This window comes from Sphingobacterium bovisgrunnientis (genome assembly GCF_009829085.1).
Classification (GTDB): domain Bacteria; phylum Bacteroidota; class Bacteroidia; order Sphingobacteriales; family Sphingobacteriaceae; genus Sphingobacterium; species Sphingobacterium bovisgrunnientis.
In genome coordinates, this window is record NZ_WUQY01000050.1 from 1 (window position 1) to 17,427 (window position 17,427).

22 protein-coding genes are annotated in these 17,427 nt (G+C 34.5%); 10 read left to right on the forward strand and 12 right to left on the reverse strand.

Annotation, left to right across the window (positions count from 1 at the left end; genetic code table 11):
- Window positions 1-136 precede the first annotated feature (136 nt).
- The 7 genes from GOQ16_RS18210 (at window position 137) to GOQ16_RS16285 (ending at window position 5,106) form a co-directional block, all read left to right on the forward strand.
- Window positions 137-289, forward strand: a complete 153-nt coding sequence (locus GOQ16_RS18210) for an AbiH family protein (protein WP_160070260.1) — start codon at window positions 137-139, stop codon at window positions 287-289.
- 33 nt (window positions 290-322) lie between these two features.
- A complete protein-coding gene (locus GOQ16_RS16260) occupies window positions 323-1,273 on the forward strand; it encodes an AbiH family protein (RefSeq protein ID WP_160070261.1) in 951 nt (316 codons plus the stop codon).
- Window positions 1,274-1,451: 178 nt separating this feature from the next.
- Entirely contained in the window at window positions 1,452-2,075 is a 624-nt protein-coding gene (locus GOQ16_RS16265; protein WP_160070262.1) for an NAD(P)-dependent oxidoreductase, read from the forward strand.
- 109 nt (window positions 2,076-2,184) lie between these two features.
- On the forward strand, window positions 2,185-2,526 hold the full coding sequence (locus GOQ16_RS18215; RefSeq protein WP_160070276.1) for a nuclear transport factor 2 family protein: 342 nt from the start codon (window positions 2,185-2,187) through the stop codon (window positions 2,524-2,526).
- A gap of 58 nt (window positions 2,527-2,584) precedes the next feature.
- Window positions 2,585-3,043: an SRPBCC family protein gene (locus GOQ16_RS16275; RefSeq protein WP_160070263.1), complete on the forward strand. Its 459-nt coding sequence runs from the start codon at window positions 2,585-2,587 to the stop codon at window positions 3,041-3,043.
- A 77-nt stretch (window positions 3,044-3,120) separates the two neighbouring features.
- A complete protein-coding gene (locus GOQ16_RS16280; protein ID WP_160070264.1) occupies window positions 3,121-3,930 on the forward strand; it encodes an alpha/beta hydrolase in 810 nt (269 codons plus the stop codon).
- 135 nt (window positions 3,931-4,065) lie between these two features.
- Window positions 4,066-5,106, forward strand: a complete 1,041-nt coding sequence (locus tag GOQ16_RS16285) for a fatty acid desaturase (protein WP_160070265.1) — start codon at window positions 4,066-4,068, stop codon at window positions 5,104-5,106.
- Window positions 5,107-5,182: 76 nt separating this feature from the next.
- Here GOQ16_RS16285 and GOQ16_RS16290 read toward each other — a convergent pair whose 3' ends face one another.
- Both GOQ16_RS16290 and GOQ16_RS16295 read right to left on the reverse strand, forming a co-directional pair.
- Window positions 5,183-5,887, reverse strand: a complete 705-nt coding sequence (locus GOQ16_RS16290) for an LOG family protein (RefSeq protein WP_149915702.1) — start codon at window positions 5,885-5,887, stop codon at window positions 5,183-5,185.
- An 82-nt stretch (window positions 5,888-5,969) separates the two neighbouring features.
- Window positions 5,970-6,257: an Rdx family protein gene (locus GOQ16_RS16295; RefSeq protein WP_317163828.1), complete on the reverse strand. Its 288-nt coding sequence runs from the start codon at window positions 6,255-6,257 to the stop codon at window positions 5,970-5,972.
- Between the two features lie 86 nt (window positions 6,258-6,343).
- Between GOQ16_RS16295 and recR the strand changes: the two genes are divergently transcribed.
- A complete protein-coding gene (recR, locus tag GOQ16_RS16300; protein ID WP_149915704.1) occupies window positions 6,344-6,958 on the forward strand; it encodes a recombination mediator RecR in 615 nt (204 codons plus the stop codon).
- 105 nt (window positions 6,959-7,063) lie between these two features.
- On the opposite strand, the gene GOQ16_RS16305 is transcribed toward recR, so the two are convergent.
- Genes GOQ16_RS16305 through GOQ16_RS16315 form a run of 3 tightly spaced genes read right to left on the reverse strand, consistent with a single transcriptional unit; the run spans window position 7,064 to window position 9,968 of the window.
- Window positions 7,064-8,269: an MDR family MFS transporter gene (locus tag GOQ16_RS16305; protein ID WP_160070266.1), complete on the reverse strand. Its 1,206-nt coding sequence runs from the start codon at window positions 8,267-8,269 to the stop codon at window positions 7,064-7,066.
- A gap of 24 nt (window positions 8,270-8,293) precedes the next feature.
- A complete protein-coding gene (locus tag GOQ16_RS16310) occupies window positions 8,294-9,241 on the reverse strand; it encodes a bifunctional metallophosphatase/5'-nucleotidase (protein WP_160070267.1) in 948 nt (315 codons plus the stop codon).
- Complete coding sequence (locus GOQ16_RS16315; RefSeq protein ID WP_240141074.1) at window positions 9,216-9,968, reverse strand: 5'-nucleotidase C-terminal domain-containing protein; 753 nt, start codon at window positions 9,966-9,968, stop codon at window positions 9,216-9,218. The genes GOQ16_RS16310 and GOQ16_RS16315 overlap by 26 nt, the downstream gene beginning before the upstream one ends.
- Window positions 9,969-10,181: 213 nt before the next feature.
- Between GOQ16_RS16315 and metA the strand changes: the two genes are divergently transcribed.
- A complete protein-coding gene (gene metA, locus GOQ16_RS16320; protein WP_160070268.1) occupies window positions 10,182-11,129 on the forward strand; it encodes a homoserine O-acetyltransferase MetA in 948 nt (315 codons plus the stop codon).
- Window positions 11,130-11,203: 74 nt separating this feature from the next.
- On the opposite strand, the gene idi is transcribed toward metA, so the two are convergent.
- The 7 genes from idi to GOQ16_RS16355 form a co-directional block, all read right to left on the reverse strand.
- On the reverse strand, window positions 11,204-11,743 hold the full coding sequence (gene idi / locus GOQ16_RS16325; RefSeq protein ID WP_160070269.1) for an isopentenyl-diphosphate Delta-isomerase: 540 nt from the start codon (window positions 11,741-11,743) through the stop codon (window positions 11,204-11,206).
- On the reverse strand, window positions 11,744-12,448 hold the full coding sequence (locus GOQ16_RS16330; protein WP_160070270.1) for a lycopene cyclase domain-containing protein: 705 nt from the start codon (window positions 12,446-12,448) through the stop codon (window positions 11,744-11,746).
- The gene (locus tag GOQ16_RS16335; RefSeq protein WP_240141075.1) at window positions 12,445-12,861 is read right to left on the reverse strand and encodes a sterol desaturase family protein; all 417 of its coding nucleotides are present in this window, start codon (window positions 12,859-12,861) and stop codon (window positions 12,445-12,447) included. The genes GOQ16_RS16330 and GOQ16_RS16335 overlap by 4 nt, the downstream gene beginning before the upstream one ends.
- A gap of 42 nt (window positions 12,862-12,903) precedes the next feature.
- Window positions 12,904-13,353, reverse strand: coding sequence for a hypothetical protein (locus GOQ16_RS16340; protein ID WP_160070271.1), 450 nt, complete (start codon window positions 13,351-13,353; stop codon window positions 12,904-12,906).
- On the reverse strand, window positions 13,350-14,186 hold the full coding sequence (locus tag GOQ16_RS16345; protein ID WP_160070272.1) for a phytoene/squalene synthase family protein: 837 nt from the start codon (window positions 14,184-14,186) through the stop codon (window positions 13,350-13,352). Before GOQ16_RS16345 ends, GOQ16_RS16340 begins: the two co-directional genes overlap by 4 nt.
- A gap of 11 nt (window positions 14,187-14,197) precedes the next feature.
- Window positions 14,198-15,679, reverse strand: a complete 1,482-nt coding sequence (gene crtID / locus GOQ16_RS16350; RefSeq protein WP_160070273.1) for a bifunctional phytoene desaturase/3,4-desaturase — start codon at window positions 15,677-15,679, stop codon at window positions 14,198-14,200.
- 130 nt (window positions 15,680-15,809) lie between these two features.
- Window positions 15,810-16,478: a MarR family winged helix-turn-helix transcriptional regulator gene (locus GOQ16_RS16355; protein WP_160070274.1), complete on the reverse strand. Its 669-nt coding sequence runs from the start codon at window positions 16,476-16,478 to the stop codon at window positions 15,810-15,812.
- 212 nt (window positions 16,479-16,690) lie between these two features.
- On the opposite strand from GOQ16_RS16355, the gene GOQ16_RS16360 reads away from it, so the two are divergent.
- The gene (locus GOQ16_RS16360; protein ID WP_160070275.1) at window positions 16,691-17,215 is read left to right on the forward strand and encodes a YciE/YciF ferroxidase family protein; all 525 of its coding nucleotides are present in this window, start codon (window positions 16,691-16,693) and stop codon (window positions 17,213-17,215) included.
- The last annotated feature ends 212 nt before the right edge of the window (window positions 17,216-17,427 follow it).

Sequence of the window (17,427 nt, forward strand, 5' to 3'; positions counted from 1 at the left end):
CTTTTACCCATACTTACTTTGTTTGTTTCGCAACTTCAAAGTTAGCTAAAGGGTTGGTGATTGCGCCAACCTTTTTTTATTCTTTACCGGACACTAGTGATTTCAAATACCAAAATTTAGTTCTAAACCTACTATTATGAATAGATTAATAATTATAGGAAATGGATTTGACTTAGCTCATGGCTTACCCACATCTTACTCTCATTTTATAAAATATATATGGTCTAATATTTTTAAATATTCCAAGGATAATGACTATAAATATTCACATCTTATTACAACGTCATAGAGTGATACAGCACAAGAATTTCATTTTAATCATTTGGATAAGTTTAATACAGGAACATTAATTGATTTCCTTAATAATTTTAAAAGTCAAAGTGGTGGGAAATATACATTGATTGACGAAAGTGATTTAGAAATACTCTTCCATAATTCTCATATTTCACAAAAGAAACTGGTTTTTAAAATTAAGAATTTATTTTTCTTGCATATTCTTAATAAAAGCTTGAATAATTGGGTGGATGTAGAGCAAGAATATTATTACTTACTTTTAAAATTAAGTAACGGAGAAATGCTATTCAATAAATCTTTTTATAATATAAATGAATTAAACGAGGATTTTAAGCAGATTAAAGATTTATTAGATATATATATATCTGAAGAAATTGATATGAAATACTTGTTTAATTCTGAAATAAAAATAAATAATTCGATCTTAGAGTCTTTCGCATATAATATTAAATATTTGAAAGATGGAATGGATGACGATTATCTAAATGAATTTGATCCTTCTTATAAAGATAATCTCATCAGATTTGATAATAAGGCATTAGAACTATATAACTCATCGTCAACTGCTATTAATGATCTAAATTTTGAAAATCTTTTTTTAGACTTTAATTATTCTAAAAACATTGAGAATTATATAAAAACTCTAAATTCACAAAATAAAGATTCAAAGCCTCGATGTTTTGGAAAGTCAAAATTAATAAAGATTCATGGAGAAGCGTCTAATCAAAATAATGTAATAAATTTTGGATTTGGTGATGAGATGGATAGTAATTATAAAACGATTGAAAATATAAATGACAATAGATTCTTGGATAATATTAAATCATTCATGTACTTGAATAATTCTAATTATAGAGATTTATTGAACTGGATTGAAAACAATGATTTTCAAGTGTTCATAATGGGGCATTCATGCGGTTTATCTGATAGAACCTTACTAAATACAATATTTGAACATCATAACTGTAAATCCTATTAAAATATATTACCATCAGATTAATAACGAAGTGGATAATTTTAGTGATATTGTTAAGAATATTTCAAGGCATTTTAATAAAAAAGCATTAATGAGAAATAAGCTTGTTAATAAATCAATTTGCAAACCATTGCCTCAAGATAATAAGTATGAAATCATTAAATGATTTAAAAAGCGGCTAATGAAAATAGCAATCTTTGGTGCAACAGGTAAAACGGGAATTGAGCTTGTCAAACAAGCTTTAGAGCATGGTCATGAAGTGACTGTGATGGTACGTGATCCAAAAAGATTACCTAAATTTTCTAAGGAGATAAGAGTCTTCACGGGTGATTTTACGAATCTGGATGTTGTAAAATCTACCATAGAAGGACAAGATGTTGTGATCTGTACGCTTGGTTCGAGAGAATTGTATAAAAATACAGGACTTAGAACCTTTGGTACGGGTGTAATTATAGAGGCGATGCAAGAAGTAGCTGTGATGCGATTGGTTGTGATGTCGTCTATGGGGATTGGAGAAAGCTGGAACAATCTTCCGCTATTTACTAAAGCGCTATTCAAACTTTTTATGCCTGCTGCTCGTGAAGATCATGAAGCACAAGAGTTGGCTATCAAATCAAGTGGTTTGGATTGGACTATAATCCGACCCAGTGGCTTAACTAACGATCCGAATGTAACCTCATACGAATACGGCAAACAAATCAAACCAAAGACTTCTCGAATTTCACGCGCTAATGTGGCGAATTTAATTCTTAAGGTTATCGAGTCTAATAGCCATATGCGTGAAGATATTACAATTTCAAATTAGGGTTATAGAATTTAAATTGGGCTAGAATTTCTTGTGCTATGGCAAGAGCTTTTACAAAAACTTAGTTTACTTTTACTGTATTACGTTTAAGTTTTTGACCAATGATTAAATCAGAAATAGCACAAGCTTTCTCTCGTGGGATTTTGAAAAATGTTTTGCGTACTTAACCGACCAAACAACTTGGGATACACCAGGAGAGCAAAATCTAACCGGCAGAAAAGAGATTGAATCTTTCTGTACAAATGTAAGAGCCTATTTTGATAGCGTTACCATAAATTTTCAGCAGCTAAATGTTATTGAGAACGCCAATTGCGTGGTTATAAATGGTACTGCTGAATTTATTCGTGAGGGTAAACGCGTATCTTTCGTGTCATCCTGCGATATCTACGTGTTTGATGCAAATAATAATATCGCAAGCATTACCTCTTATTGTATAAAAGCTAAATCTTAAGCACTTTTAAAATTAGAAATTATTAAATCGTTTGAATTCTCTTCAAAAATTATAAATCATGCAAAAGTTAACATTTGAAAAAGAAATAAACGCATCGGCACAGCGAGTGTACGAGGCGATGTTGGGATTACAGGATAAATCCACCTATGAGTATTGGACAGCGACATTTAATCCGACTTCTACGTATGAAGGAAGCTGGGACAAAGGAAGTAAAATTCTATTTGTAGGTTGTGATGAAAACGGAAAAAGAGGTGGGATGGTTTCAGCAGTTGAAGAAAATCAACCTGCTAAATTGGTATCTGTACGACATTACGGTTTTGTGGATGGTGATGAGGAAATCACAACAGGAGAACAAGTGGAGAAATGGGCAGGGGGTTACGAGATTTATAAGTTTGAAGAGCAAGACGGGAAAACAACTGTAACAGTAGAATTGGATACGATAGATGATTTCTTAGCCTACTTTAACGAGAAATACCCCAAAGCAATGGATAAGCTAGAAGAAATTTGTGAACAATAATTCAGAGATTTTACCTGAATGATAGTTGTTTTTGATTGTGTGTAAAATTTTCTAATTTTATATTATATACACTAATTATGAAAGATTTCTATCTCTTTTTATTTTCAGTTTTGATTTTTGCGAGTAGTTGCAGAAATTCTCCAGCACAAGATCCAGTTCCAGCGCATGATAGCTTACGTGTACAGTCAATAATACTTGGCGAAGAACGTATTATAAATGTTTGGCTGCCTGATCAGTATAAGCAAAGCAAAGATTCGTTACCAATTATGTATATGGCAGATGGTGGTGTGAAAGAAGATTTTCCACACATTGCCAATACGTTAGAGAAATTGATAAACGAAAATAAAATAGCTCCGATGATTTTGGTCGGTATAGAAAATACACAGCGCAGGCGAGACCTCACGCCTGTGACTGAAGTGGCAAAGGATAAGGAAATAGCAGCTAAAGTTGGAGGTTCATCCAAGTTTCGTGAATTTATAAAAGAGGAATTGTTTCCAGAGATTGAAGGTCGATATCGTACTACTTCAGAAAGAAGTATAATTGGGGAATCGTTATCTGGTTTATTTGTGATGGAAACTTTTTTTCTATACCCAGATTTATTTACGAATTATATTGCCTTTGATCCTTCGTTATGGTGGAATAATCACTATTTGAACCGCACAGTGCAAGAACATTTGGAGGGATTTCCAACCGATAAAAAGCGTTTGTGGTTTGCGGGTTCAGCTGCTACGGATATAAATCAATATACAAAGGAGTTGGCAACTATCTTGACATCAACAAGTCCATCCAATCTTAAATGGGCATACTCCGATGAACCAAATGAAAAGCATCATACAATCTTCAGAGCTACAAAAGAGAAGGCATTGATTTGGGCATTTGGTGATTAAATTCACATGCAGTGGTATAAATTTAGCCTTAAACTTTACTTATTGGAGTCAGACAATCTATATTTATGTTACGTTAAGATGAAGATGTTATAAATATATTTAGGTAGTTTTGTATAAGAACAACTATTACTTGGGGTGACGCATCAACAGAAAACAAACATCATAAAAAAGGAAATTATAGCTTCTTATAAAGCTTTAAGAGCAAAATATCCATTATTAAAATATCAAAACTTTATCGGATTTACCATATTCATTTCTTGTCTATTGGCAAGTGCCGGCTTAGGCTATATGTGGTATGTGGATTTACTTCCTGGTTGGGCATTGATACTAGGAAATGCATTTTTATTTGGTGTATTGCATGAACTAGAGCATGATTTGATTCACTTTGTCTATTTCAAAAACAACCGTATCGTTCACAATATTATGTTGTTGTTTATATGGTTGGTTCGTCCACTGACATTGAATCCTTGGTTTAGACGTGTATTGCATTATCATCACCACAAGTTTTCTGGAACAGTACATGATGTTGAAGAACGTGGAGTGACAAATGGAGAGAAATGGTCATTGAAGAGGTTGCTGCTCACACCAGATTTGGTTATTGGGAATGCATTGCGTGTAATCGGCTTATTTAGTGATATGAAAAAGGAAGTCGATAAAGGAAATCTAAAATTGCAAACAGCCAAGAAGTTGAAATTAAGCGGTGTATTTGGTTTAATTCCTTTCACGATTCTTTCCCATGTAATTTTATATGTTTTCTTCACCGATATATTTTTAGATTTTCTACATGCTAAATATCAATTGAATTGGGTTTTTCCAGAGCTGATAAAAGATATTTTAGTTTGGTGTAATCCAATAATTTATATTGTATTATTACCTAATCTATTGCGTCAATTCTGTTTGCATTTTATAACTTCCAACCTGCATTATTTTGGTGATGTGGAGCAGGGAAATGTAATAGAGCAAACTCAGGTATTGACGGTATGGTGGACTTATCCATTCCAATTATTTTGTTTTTTCTTTGGTTGGACACATGCCATTCATCATTTTGTGGTGAATGAGACTTTTTATATTCGTCATTTTGCACGTAAAAAGGCACACGAGGTAATGCGTAAGCATGGTGTTCGTTTTAATGATCTTGGCACTTTCCGTCGCGCAAATCGTTATCACGAAGTGTAATTTGTAAGACTTTGAGTTTAGAGCATAAAAAAGCTTCTAGTTTTCTAGAAGCTTTTATTGTATAACGATTTTAATTTTAGAAGTTTGGTTTTAATAGATACTTGTCGTAGAATCTGAAAATATGCTCTACAGCTTCTTCAGCTGTATCTACAATACGGTAAAGTTTAAGATCTTCTTCAGAAATATAAGCATTTCCAAGCATTGTTTTTTCTACCCATTCCAATAATCCGCCCCAATAATCTGAACCAACTAAGACGATAGGGAAGCGAGCGATTTTACCAGTTTGAATCAATGTAATTGCTTCAAATAATTCGTCCATTGTGCCAAATCCACCGGGCATTACTATATATCCCTGTGAATATTTCATAAACATGACCTTACGCACAAAGAAGTAATTAAACTCCAGTAACTTATCGCGATCGATGTATTTATTGTGGAATTGTTCAAATGGCAATTCGATATTCAGTCCTACAGATTTACCACCAGCGCCGTATGCCCCGCGATTCGCAGCTTCCATGATACCAGGGCCACCACCAGAGATTACACCGTAACCTCTTTCAGCTAATAGTCCTGCGATTTTCACGGTCATTTGGTAATATTTGTGTTCGTCAGGCGTACGAGCTGATCCAAAAATGGAAACACAAGGACCGATTTTGGCTAACTTTTCAAAACCATCTACAAACTCTGACATAATTTTGAAAATCTGCCACGAGTCCTTCACTTTTATTTCTTGCCAAGTCTTATTGGCGAATGAATTTCTAATTCTGTTTTCTCCTGTCATATAATTTCTCTAAGTATATGTATAATTGCAAGATAATAAATTTAACTAATTTACCTGTATCGTATATTATGCAACTTTTAAATTAAGCTTTGTTATCCGAATGCCCTAAATTTTTCTCTGGACAAATTTGATCGCGCACGAGCTGTTTAATAACTTTTATATCTTTAAAACCACCTTCGCGTTTGCGGTCAAAAATGATAATATCTTCCGTACGTATCATATAGCGACCTGCGATTTCTGAAGGCACTAAGGTTACACCATAGACCTCTTCCTGAAAGGTAGTCAGCAGTTCTTGCGCCATATAGGCGGCACGTAAAAGCCAGCCACATTTAGGACAGTATTCGATTTCAATTGTTGGTTTCATTGACATAATTATACAAATTTTGTTTCATATTATGCTGTCCATAGCGGTTATCGTGATGTTCATCTGACAGAAAAAATAATTACCTTTGTACCATGAATTTTTCATCTAAACTATTAGAAAATGCTGTGGAGGAGTTTGGTCGTCTACCTGGAGTAGGGAAGAAGACAGCTTTGCGTTTGGTATTGCATCTATTGAAGCAACAGGACGCAGAAGTAACTCGTTTTACCCAGTCATTGAATCTATTAAAAGAGAAAATTCAATATTGCAAAGCATGCTATAATATATCGGATGATGAAGTTTGTGAGATTTGTCTTTCCGTGAAGCGAGATAAATCGACAATCTGTGTAGTTGAAGATACACGTGATGTGATGGCAATTGAAAATACCAACCAATACCAAGGTGTATACCATGTTTTGGGAGGACTGATTTCACCAATGGATGGTGTAGGTCCTTCGGACTTGAAAATTGATGGTCTTTTGCAACGTTTAAAAACTGGAGAGGTTAAAGAAATTATTTTAGCACTATCCGCTACGATGGAAGGTGATACGACTATATTTTATTTGTACCGAAAGCTCAAAGAGTTCAATGTTCAAGTAAGTACTATTGCGCGCGGTATAGCATTTGGTGGTGAATTGGAGTATGTGGATGAAATTACTTTAGGTCGTTCTATCCTTACCCGCGTGCCTTACGAACGAAATGTAGGATAATAAAATAACTAATTTTTGATTGTCATCTGACGATGTGAGGAATCGATGGTTAGGTTCATTATCTGAAGTCTAACAAATTGAACTTTTTGCTTTAAGACCGTTTACTTATATCTTCATTCTACCAATAATCCAATAAAATCCTATTGCGGCAGTAAGCAGAGTCGTACCAGCTACTGTCCAAAGAACATTATAGCCAAAATGTTCGGCGAGATAGGTTCCGAAATAAGGAGAAAAAATGTTAGCTGCTGCAAATGCTAAAGAATTAAATCCCATGTAAGCTCCCTGATTGTGCAAGCCAGCTCTTTTGATGGATATGGTCGCCATAAAAGGAAGAGCAAGCATTTCACCTGTAGAGAGGATAAACATAGCCATATAAAGCCATACAATACCAAAATCAAGATTGAGCATATAATAGGAAGTAGCTGTCACTACGGTACCCCAAAACATGATTTGACGTACAGAGAACCTATGTTCTACAAAGTGAACCAATACCATTTCAAATATTACAATCACAAAACCACTAAAACCGAGTAATAATCCAATCTGACCAGCATTAAGCGCATATTCATCTTTATAAAATAGTGGAAGGGTGCTCAGCAATTGCAAAAATCCCATGGAAAAGAGACAGCACAAAACATTGAATAGTATGAATGAGCCATCTGTATAGGCATTTCTTTCTTTAGCTTTTGGTTTTAGATCTTGATCCTTAATCGGCAATTTGTTTGGTGTACGGTTATGAAAAAAGTAGATAAAAACGATAACTGCTCCCGCTGCGCCAATAGCATTTCCATAAAAAATCCAATTGTATGAAATTGACGCTAAAAAACCGCCCAATGCAGGTCCTATAGAAAATCCCAAGTTGACGGCCATGCGGTTCAAAGAATAGGCTCTAGTAATGTTTTCAGGTTTTGCATAGCGCGCCACAGAAACCGAGTTTGCTGGTCTAAAAATATCTGCGACTAATGTCAAGATAAATATCATTAGCGCTAAACTTTCAAAAGTTCGAAATAGTGGTAATATTAAGAATAATGGAATTACAGCAATTTGGGAAAAAGCCTGTACTTTGAAACTACCAAATCTATCTGTAAGCCATCCGCCTAGCCAAGAACCACAAACCGATCCAAGTCCGAAACAACCCAAAACAAGACCAATTTGTGTTTTAGAGAAATTCAATTCCGATGACATATACATTCCCAGGAAAGGAATTACCATAGATCCCGTACGGTTGATGAGCATGACTAATGCCAATAACCAAGCTGCAGGAGATAATCCTTTGTAAGAGTTTATATATATCTGAAATAAAGACTTCAATGTTTGTTTATATTAATTTTTTATTTATACTAAATCTTGATTCAAGATATAATTATTAAAAGCTACTTTCTTTTCCTTAGTAGTTGGATTGAAGATAAAATCAATACGTCCTAATACTGCTCCGCCATTTGCAGCTTGATTCACTAATGTGATTTTTCCCGCTGCATTCTTGACTTCTGTAGGTTTCTCTAAGAATGTGTGTGTATGACCTCCAATAATTAAATCGATGTCCTGTGTGGCAGCTGCAAGTCGTAAATCAGACACCTTATCTTCCTTGTATGAATACCCTAGATGTGATAGACAAATAACGATATCACATTTATGTTTGCTTTTTAACGTGGGTATAATTCTATTTGCTACAGCTATTGGATCCAAATAGCGCATTCCCGCATAATTATTCTTATCAACTAAGCCTTCTATATTTACGCCTAACCCAAAAACTCCAATTCTGATTCCATCACGCTCAAAAATTTCATATTCTTTGGTTTTACCCGCTAATGCAGTTTCACTCAAGTCATAATTGGCTGTTAAGAAAGGAAATTTTGCTTTGTCAAAATGTTTTAATAATCCAGCTATACCGTTGTCAAATTCGTGATTACCGAAAGTACCAGCGTCATATTTTAATTTAGACATTAGTGTTAATTCCACCTCACCATCAAACAAATTAAAATATGGTGTACCTTGAAACATATCGCCAGCATCAAATAACAATACGTTCTTTTCTTTAGCACGTATTTGCTGTATCAATGTACTTCTTCTAGCTACTCCACCAAGACCTTGTAATTTTGAGCCATCCATAGGAAAGGGCTCAATTCGGCTATGTACATCATTCGTGTGTAAAATGGTTATTTTAACTTCTTTACGTGAGTTAGCTTGAACAAATTGTGGAAGTCCGTTAACCGCTAGAGCTCCACCAAGTATACTTAGATTTCTAAGAAAATTTCTTCTATTTAATGATTTTAACTCTTCCATCTAGTTGTGTGTTAATAGTTTTACCTTCTTTAGTTAGTTGCTCTACATATTCGATAAGACATTTACGAACGATTATGCCAGAGTCTTTTCTGTTGACTGGATTATCTAAACCTTCGATGTAATCGCCTCCATTTGCTAAGTAATCGTACGTAACGAGTTTGTATGTTTTGTTAACATCAAAAGGCTCACCTTGGATGACAATTGATTTTGGTTTATTTTGTTCAATTTCCATGGTCATGCCAGCTAGTGGCTGACCGTTAGTTTTAGCGATAAAGTTTGCTAACGTTTGTAAATCATTACCTGATAATTCCAAAATTGTGATGGCATTTTCGAAAGGCATGAGTTCGAAGATATTCCCAACAGTCACATTTCCTTGCTTTATATCTGCGCGTATACCAAATTTTGTCGCTATGGCTATTTGCGCCGTTGGATCTATTGACTTTCCGATTTCTAATAAAGCTTCGGCAAAGAAAGTTCCAGCTGTACTTTCGGGTTGAGAAGGGTTGCGCACAAGATTGGATTCAGTGTAACCAATTACCCGATTCATCTCATTTTCTAATTGCTGCTTGAAGGGCAAGTAGTAATTGTTTATGGCTGTATCTTCAGCAATGCTGTTATCAATTTTGTAGGTATGTGTCTCATTCTGTAGCGTTAGACGTGTTGTGCTACAATTTGTTAATGTAATGACAGTAACAAATAATGCAAATATCTTTGTGTAAGAGCGCATGATGGTAGAATTCTTTGATGCGAAGCTAAGAAGAAAGTATGGATAAGCAAATTAACTTTATGTAAAATTTTAAAGTTAATTGGAAATCAAATTTTTAAAAAAGTGCCTTGTTATATTTTATAAACAAACTTTAAGTCGTAATTTGGCAGCTCAATTTTCAAGAAGAAAAATCGAGCAATAATTGACCTAAACGGTAGGAGGAAAAGAAATAATATGCCAGTAAAGATACCAGACAATTTGCCAGCAATAGAACTGTTGAAGCGGGAGAATATTTTCGTAATGAGTAGTTTACGTGCCAATGAGCAGGATATTAGGCCGTTGCGCGTACTTGTTCTAAATCTTATGCCCCTAAAAATTTCAACGGAAACTGATTTTATTCGATTGCTATCAAATAATCCTTTGCAGGTGGAGATGGAGTTTTTGCGTTTGGAAACTCATGTGTCCAAAAATACCCCACAAGAACATTTGGAAATGTTTTATAAGAACTTCGATGATGTATCTGAACAGTTTTATGACGGTTTGATTGTGACGGGAGCTCCTGTAGAAATGCTTCCTTTTGAAGAAGTGAACTACTGGAATGAATTAACGAAAATATTTGACTGGGCGCGCATACACGTTACATCCTCCTTATATATCTGTTGGGCTTCCCAAGCGGCGTTATATCATTTTTATGGCGTGGAGAAAGTAGCTTTAGATGAAAAAATATTTGGTGTTTTCAAGCATACGGCATCTGATAAGCAACATCCGATATTCCGAGGTTTTGATGATGAATTCTTTATTCCACACAGTAGACATACAACCATTGAACGCGATGACATATTGAAGAAAAATGGATTACGTATTTTGTCAGAATCTCCCGATGCTGGTGTAGCTATATTGAGCTCAAGAGGTGGTCGTGAGTTTTACTTAACTGGGCATTCTGAATACAATCCATTCACCTTACATGAGGAATACACACGTGATGTTGAAAAGGGAGCTGCTATTCAAATTCCTCAAAACTACTACCGTAATGACGATCCGAGTCAAGATCCAGTCGTACGTTGGACAAGCCATGCGAACTTGTTATTCAATAATTGGTTGAATTATTTCGTCTACCAAGAAACACCATTCGATCTTCGTGATTTGCCAAAAATGGGAGATATTCAGGATCATACAGGGTAGTGACTTACTAATATCAGTATAATAAGAAACGCATTGATGGATTCAATGCGTTTCTTATTTATATTTTAAAATACTTACAGTATTTCTATGTTTTGTTGCATATGGTCTTTCACCCGATGCCACACATCTTTAAACCAGTACGTGAATTCTTCTGGACGGTTACTCATCCACAATTCTAAATCATCCGCAGCGATCCATTTATAAGCTTGAACTTCTTCAGGATTAGGGTTAGGGCTATCGTTAGATATTCCAAATAGAACTACATCTAATTCGTGCTCGATAAGATTGTTTTCAACTTCAGCATGGTAAATAAAAGAAAATAAAATATCTAGATGAGCTTTCATATTCATCTCAAATGACAATCTATCTTTTGCAGCATCCAACGTATTTTCTCCTTGCTGTTGATGCGAACAACAGGTATTTGTCCACAGATTCGCGCCATGGTATTTGTGAGCGGCTCTTTGTTGAAGCAATAGTTCTCCATTTTCATTGAAAATAAAAATCGAGAACGCACGATGCAACACACCTTGGATATGCGCTTCCTGCTTATCCATTATACCCAACTCTTTATTGTCTTTGTCCACTAAAACAACATGATTTCTTTCCTTGTTCATTTACGCGCTTAATTTGTGTTCAACTTTAGTAGCGAACTTTTTGAAAAAATATAAATTCCAAAGAATCATTACATAACCATATACTGCATCTTCTATGGGAATTGTGCCAATCCGAATCCCCATAAATTCCTGAGGATTATAATTAACGATAGGCGATTCTAAACCCGTGCCAGTCAAAACACCATTTACAGGCAAAAATCCTAGCATTAGTATTGTATACACAAGAGACGCTTCACCGATCCATTCTTGTTTGTCAATGAAATGTAAGTAAAGAATAGAGCCAATGGTCACTAGTGCTGTGACAAAGGTGTAAAGTCTATCGTTGTAGCTCAAAGCAATGACAGCACATACTATGATTGTAACAAATGCTATAATATTGTTGAAGCCATTTGCCCAATCCAGATTGAAGAATTTGGTAAGACAGAAATAGGTGAATGTACAGCTAAACGGTATACATATGAAGAACAAGCACTCTTCTAAGGGCAAACCCAGCAAATTAATCCCTAAGGTATAGTCTGTATTGAACCACCACACACCATTTGCAGTAAATAGCGCATCCCAAATAATAAATGGAATTGCAACTATAATGCTAGCCATAATAAATGGCTTAAAATAACGATCAAATCGTATACGCTTATCGAATGAAAAAATAAAGCATATGATAATCGTTAGAAAGTTGATCAATATATAGGTAAATGACGTCATTGATTTTTAAAATAAATTTTGAAATACTTAATCGGCACAAATAAAAATCCGAAACATTCGCCTTCTTCTTTATTTACATGTTTGTGGTGCTGTTTATGTGCGCGTCTAATAGCTAATAGATAAGGTGATTGCGTATCTCTTAGAAGCTTAATTCGTTGATGTATAAATATGTCATGTACAAAGAAATAGGCTATTCCATATAAAGTAATGCCTAATCCGATGAAGAATAAATAATTTACTTCTCCACGGGTACCAAAATAGAATAATAGAATAGCTGGTATTGAAAAAATAAAGAAGAAATAATCATTTTTTTCAAATACACCCTCGTGACTATGGTCGTGATGATCTTTATGTAAAGACCATAAAAATCCATGCATTACGTATTTATGCATAAACCAAGTTACGGGCTCCATACAAATAAAAGTTATTAGCAGTATTAATATATTCATTTTGTTTTAATTCACTTTTAATAATTCTCTTATGTCCTTTTGTAAAGACACATCTTTAGATGTCTTATATTCTTGCAACATCTTTTTGTCTTCCGAAATCTCAGCATTATAGCCTAGAAACTTTGGAATTGAAATCTGTATTGCATATCGTACATAACGTAATTCTATATCATTAGGCGATTGTGCAATTGCTTTTTCTAATAATTTTTTCCCATCATTGAATGATCCTAATTTCTTTATTGGATTCAGTTGATGATTGGCTTTGATCATCGTAAAAGCTCCCAAATATCCCATTGCTTTTACATTTTCTTTGTTCTTTTCTAAAGAACTCAACATGGCATAGCATACAGATTTATTTTCTGGGGCTATAGCAAGATTTTTTCTTATAGTTGAAAAGTTGTCATTCGCAAAATTTTGAAATGGTAAAAAGAGCAATGCAATTATAAGCCACTTCATATTCTGTCCAATTTTAAATTCAAATACGATTCCATCATTAAATACATTTTCTGCGTATTTGGAACACTTGTGCGTTGTTGTAAAATATCTCTACTTGACTTCGAACGAATCTTTTTGAATAACGACCAATAATAGCGATAAGCCAAATACACCCCAAACTTAGAAGAATTTGGCAACATTTTGATACCAACGAGTGCTTCATTAAATTCTCCTTCAATTTCATGCTCAATAATCTTCTTTGTTTCATCATTGAAAGCAATAAAATCAAGATTTGGGAAGTAAAAACGTCCTAAAGTATAATAATCGTCTTTGAGGTCACGCAAGAAATTGATTTTTTGAAAGGCACTTCCTAATTTCATAGCATAGGGCTTCAGCTCTTCGTATCTTTTTAAATCACCCTCTACAAATACATGTAAACACATTAATCCAACTACCTCAGCTGAGCCTAAGATATATTCATCATAATTCGCTTTTGTATAGATTACTTTGTCCAAGTCCATGGCCATACTATGCAAAAACTGGTCAATTAGCTTTTTATCAATTTTGTATTGATGTACAGTTTCTTGGAATGATTGAATTATAGGGTTTATTGATATTTTCTTATCAAGTCCATCATTTGTTTCTTGTATAAGTTGATTCAACAGTGTGCTTTGATCATAGCCGTGGAAGCTATCTACAATTTCATCCGCCAACCGAACAAAACCATATATAGCATAGATTGCTGGTCTTAATTTTGAGTCTAAAGCTTTAATTCCTAATGAAAATGATGTACTATACGTTTGCGTAGTACATTTACTTATTTTATAGGCTAAATTGTCATAAAGTGTTTTCATAGCTTAGCTTTTTAGATTTCGTTAGCAACTATTTTTCCGGATATAATTGATGGCGGAACACCTGGTCCCGGTACTGTTAATTGACCTGTATAATGTAGGTTTTTTAGTTTCTTATTGCGTATTGCAGGTTTAAATATAGCAGTTTGTTTTAATGTATTTGCCAAACCATATGCATTTCCTCCATACGCATTGTAATCTTCTTTGAAATTATTGACACAATAGCTTTTCTTGTAAACTATTCGATTTTCCAAATGCGTTATGCCTGTATGTTTTTCAATTCGTGCTAACATTTCTTGGAAATATCTTTCCCTTGTCTCCTCATTGTCTGCGATGTCATTTGCTACAGGCATCAATAAGAAAAGGTTTTCATCATCTGGAGGCGCTACTGATGGATCTGTTTTGGATGGGCAACACACGTAAAATAACGGTTTATCTGGCCATTGTTTGTGCACATAGATATCATCAATGTGTGTATCAAGTTCGTGTTCAAAGAATAGCGTATGGTGTTTAAGATTATCAATTTTTCCTTTTACACCTAAATAGAATATTAAGCAAGAAGGAGCGAAGGTTCTAGTTTTCCAATATTTATCGTCGTAATTACGTGCGTTTTCTGGTAAAAGTTTTTCAGTATGATTATAGTCTATTGAACTTATAACTTCATCAAAGAGAAGGTTATCACCATTAACTTGGATAGATTGAGCTTGGTTTGCTTGCGTGTTTATTCCATAGATTTCAGCGTTGAAGTGAAATTTTACACCTAAATTTTCAGCTACCTGTTGCATTGCTTTTATGACTTCAAAAAAACCACCCATCGGATACCAAGTTCCTAAAGCGTAACCACCATAATTCATTAAACTGTAAAGGGCTGGAATATTTGAAGGAGCAGCACCAAGAAATATAACTGGAAATTCCATGATCATTTTCAATCGACGATCACTAAAAAACTTGTTTACATAATCATCGAAGTTACTTAATAAGTCAAGCTGCGTAGCATTTTTGAGTATCTGTAATGATGCAAATTCCGTCCAGCTATGACAAGGTTTATAAATGAATTGCTTCATACCTACCTCGTATTTATTTTTGGCTGAACGCATAAACTCATCTAATTTATGTCCTGCACCGGACTCATACGATTCGAAAAGATTTTTTAAATCTTCGTATTTTTCTGGTATGAGGATTTTGTCATTATCAAAAATAATTTCAAATTGTGGGTTTAAGGATTTTAATTCATAGAAATCTGATGTGGTGTATCCAAAGTCTTTAAAGAAATCTTCAAAAACATCTGGCATCCAATACCAGCTGGGACCCATATCAAAGGTGAAACCGTTGTTTGTTGTGAATTGTCGCGCGCGTCCACCCGCTGTGTCGTGCTTTTCAAAAACATGTACTTCATAGCCTTTCTTAGCAGCATAACACGCTGCCGAAAGACCAGAAAATCCAGCTCCTAATATGGCTACTTTTTTAGATGTCTGTGTATGTTTTTTTAAACCCATTTAGTATAAATGTATACGTTAATAATTTATAAAAGTATAAAATTATACTGTTATTAGCAAGCCGTTATTGTATACAAACCAATTTACTTTAAAAAAGTTTTAATTGATATACGATAAATGCAAATAAAATTTATTTATTGTTAGCTATAGTGTAGCTTTCGTACGCTTCTTGAAGCAGTTCGTTGGGCGTGAGATTTTGATTGTAAATTTTTTGGTGAAATTTATCCATTTTGGTGAGCAATCTTGCAAGCTCATATTTTTCTTCATGAGTCAAATCCGCAGTGACGATTTTTGTCGCTTTACGGATATCGTCCATTTTATAGTTTAAGTAGTTTAAGCCTTCCTCTGTGATTTCTAAAATTTTACTGCGCTTATCTTTTGTAGAATCCACTTGTGTAGCCCACCCGCATTTTATTAATCTATTTATTATTTGGATACCGGTAGGCTTATCCATTTTATTACGCCTAATTAATTCTGTTTTGGACATAGCACCAAAAGAATTAAGTGTGATTAAGTAAATAAATTCGTCTTGCGTCGAGAATTGAGAATCGTGGATGGCTGATTTAGAATAGCTTTTGGCATATTTGTTCATATGAACTAGGAGGGTGCTTATTACACTTTCTATGGATCGACCATTAAGTTTACCTTCCCATTCCATTTCCGGTTGTAAGGTATCCGGCTTGGTGTCCTTTATCCATTGGAAAAAACCATCAACATTGGCAGAGTAATCGCCATTTTGGTTGTTATTCTCAAAAGACTCGACTTGAGTCAACAAATTTGTAATCAGTTCGTAATTCATTGCGCAATAAAAAGTACAAATATAAACTAAATTAGAATAATTGTATACAATAAAGTAATTGTTATGATGTGCTTTTATTAAGTTTTAAAATTTTTGTAGTTTTTCTATGGATAAAATACTTAGAATTAAAGTAACAAATACCTGTTTGCATTATAAATTAAACTGTTGTTCATCTGAAAGGTTATAACTATAAACAATTAAAATAGATAATTATGGCAACATCAAAACAAAATCAAGGTATGAAAAATGCACACTTACATGAGTTATTAGTTGATGGATTGAAAGATATGTTAGGTGCGGAACGTCAATTACTTAAAGGTTTGAAAAAAATGACTACAGCAGCACAAAATCCAACATTGAAAGACGCTTTTCAAACACATTATACGCAAACTGAAAATCAAATTGAAAAACTAAAAGAGGTGTTTGGAGATTTAGGAATCACTGCACGAGGTAAAAAGTGTAAAGCTATGGAAGGCTTATTGGAAGAAGCAGATGAAATTGCGGAAGAATTTGCAGATAGTCCTGAAGTTTTAGATGCTGCACTTATTACCGCAGCACAAAAAGTGGAACATTATGAAATTGCTTCATATGGCTGTTTGGTAACATTTGCTTCTTTAATGGAGCACAACAATGCAGCTTCGATTCTAAAGGAAATTTTAGCTGAGGAAAAAGAAACGGACGAATTATTAACGACTATAGCGATGGAAGAAGCAAACGTCGTTGGTGAGTCAAAATAAAAGGTCATTATATCACACAAAATTTTAGGGTCAGGGAATAGCAACGCATATTGGGTTGCTATTTTTTTATGTGCGCCCGGCATGGGCGTGAACTCTAGGGTGTAAGTCCCGAACGTGCCTTGATAGTGGGAAACGTTAAGGCAAGGGTGTCCTCCGTGAGGAGGAATCTGAAGGAAGCCGGCGGTAAATCTCTGGCCTGACGTACAGGAAGC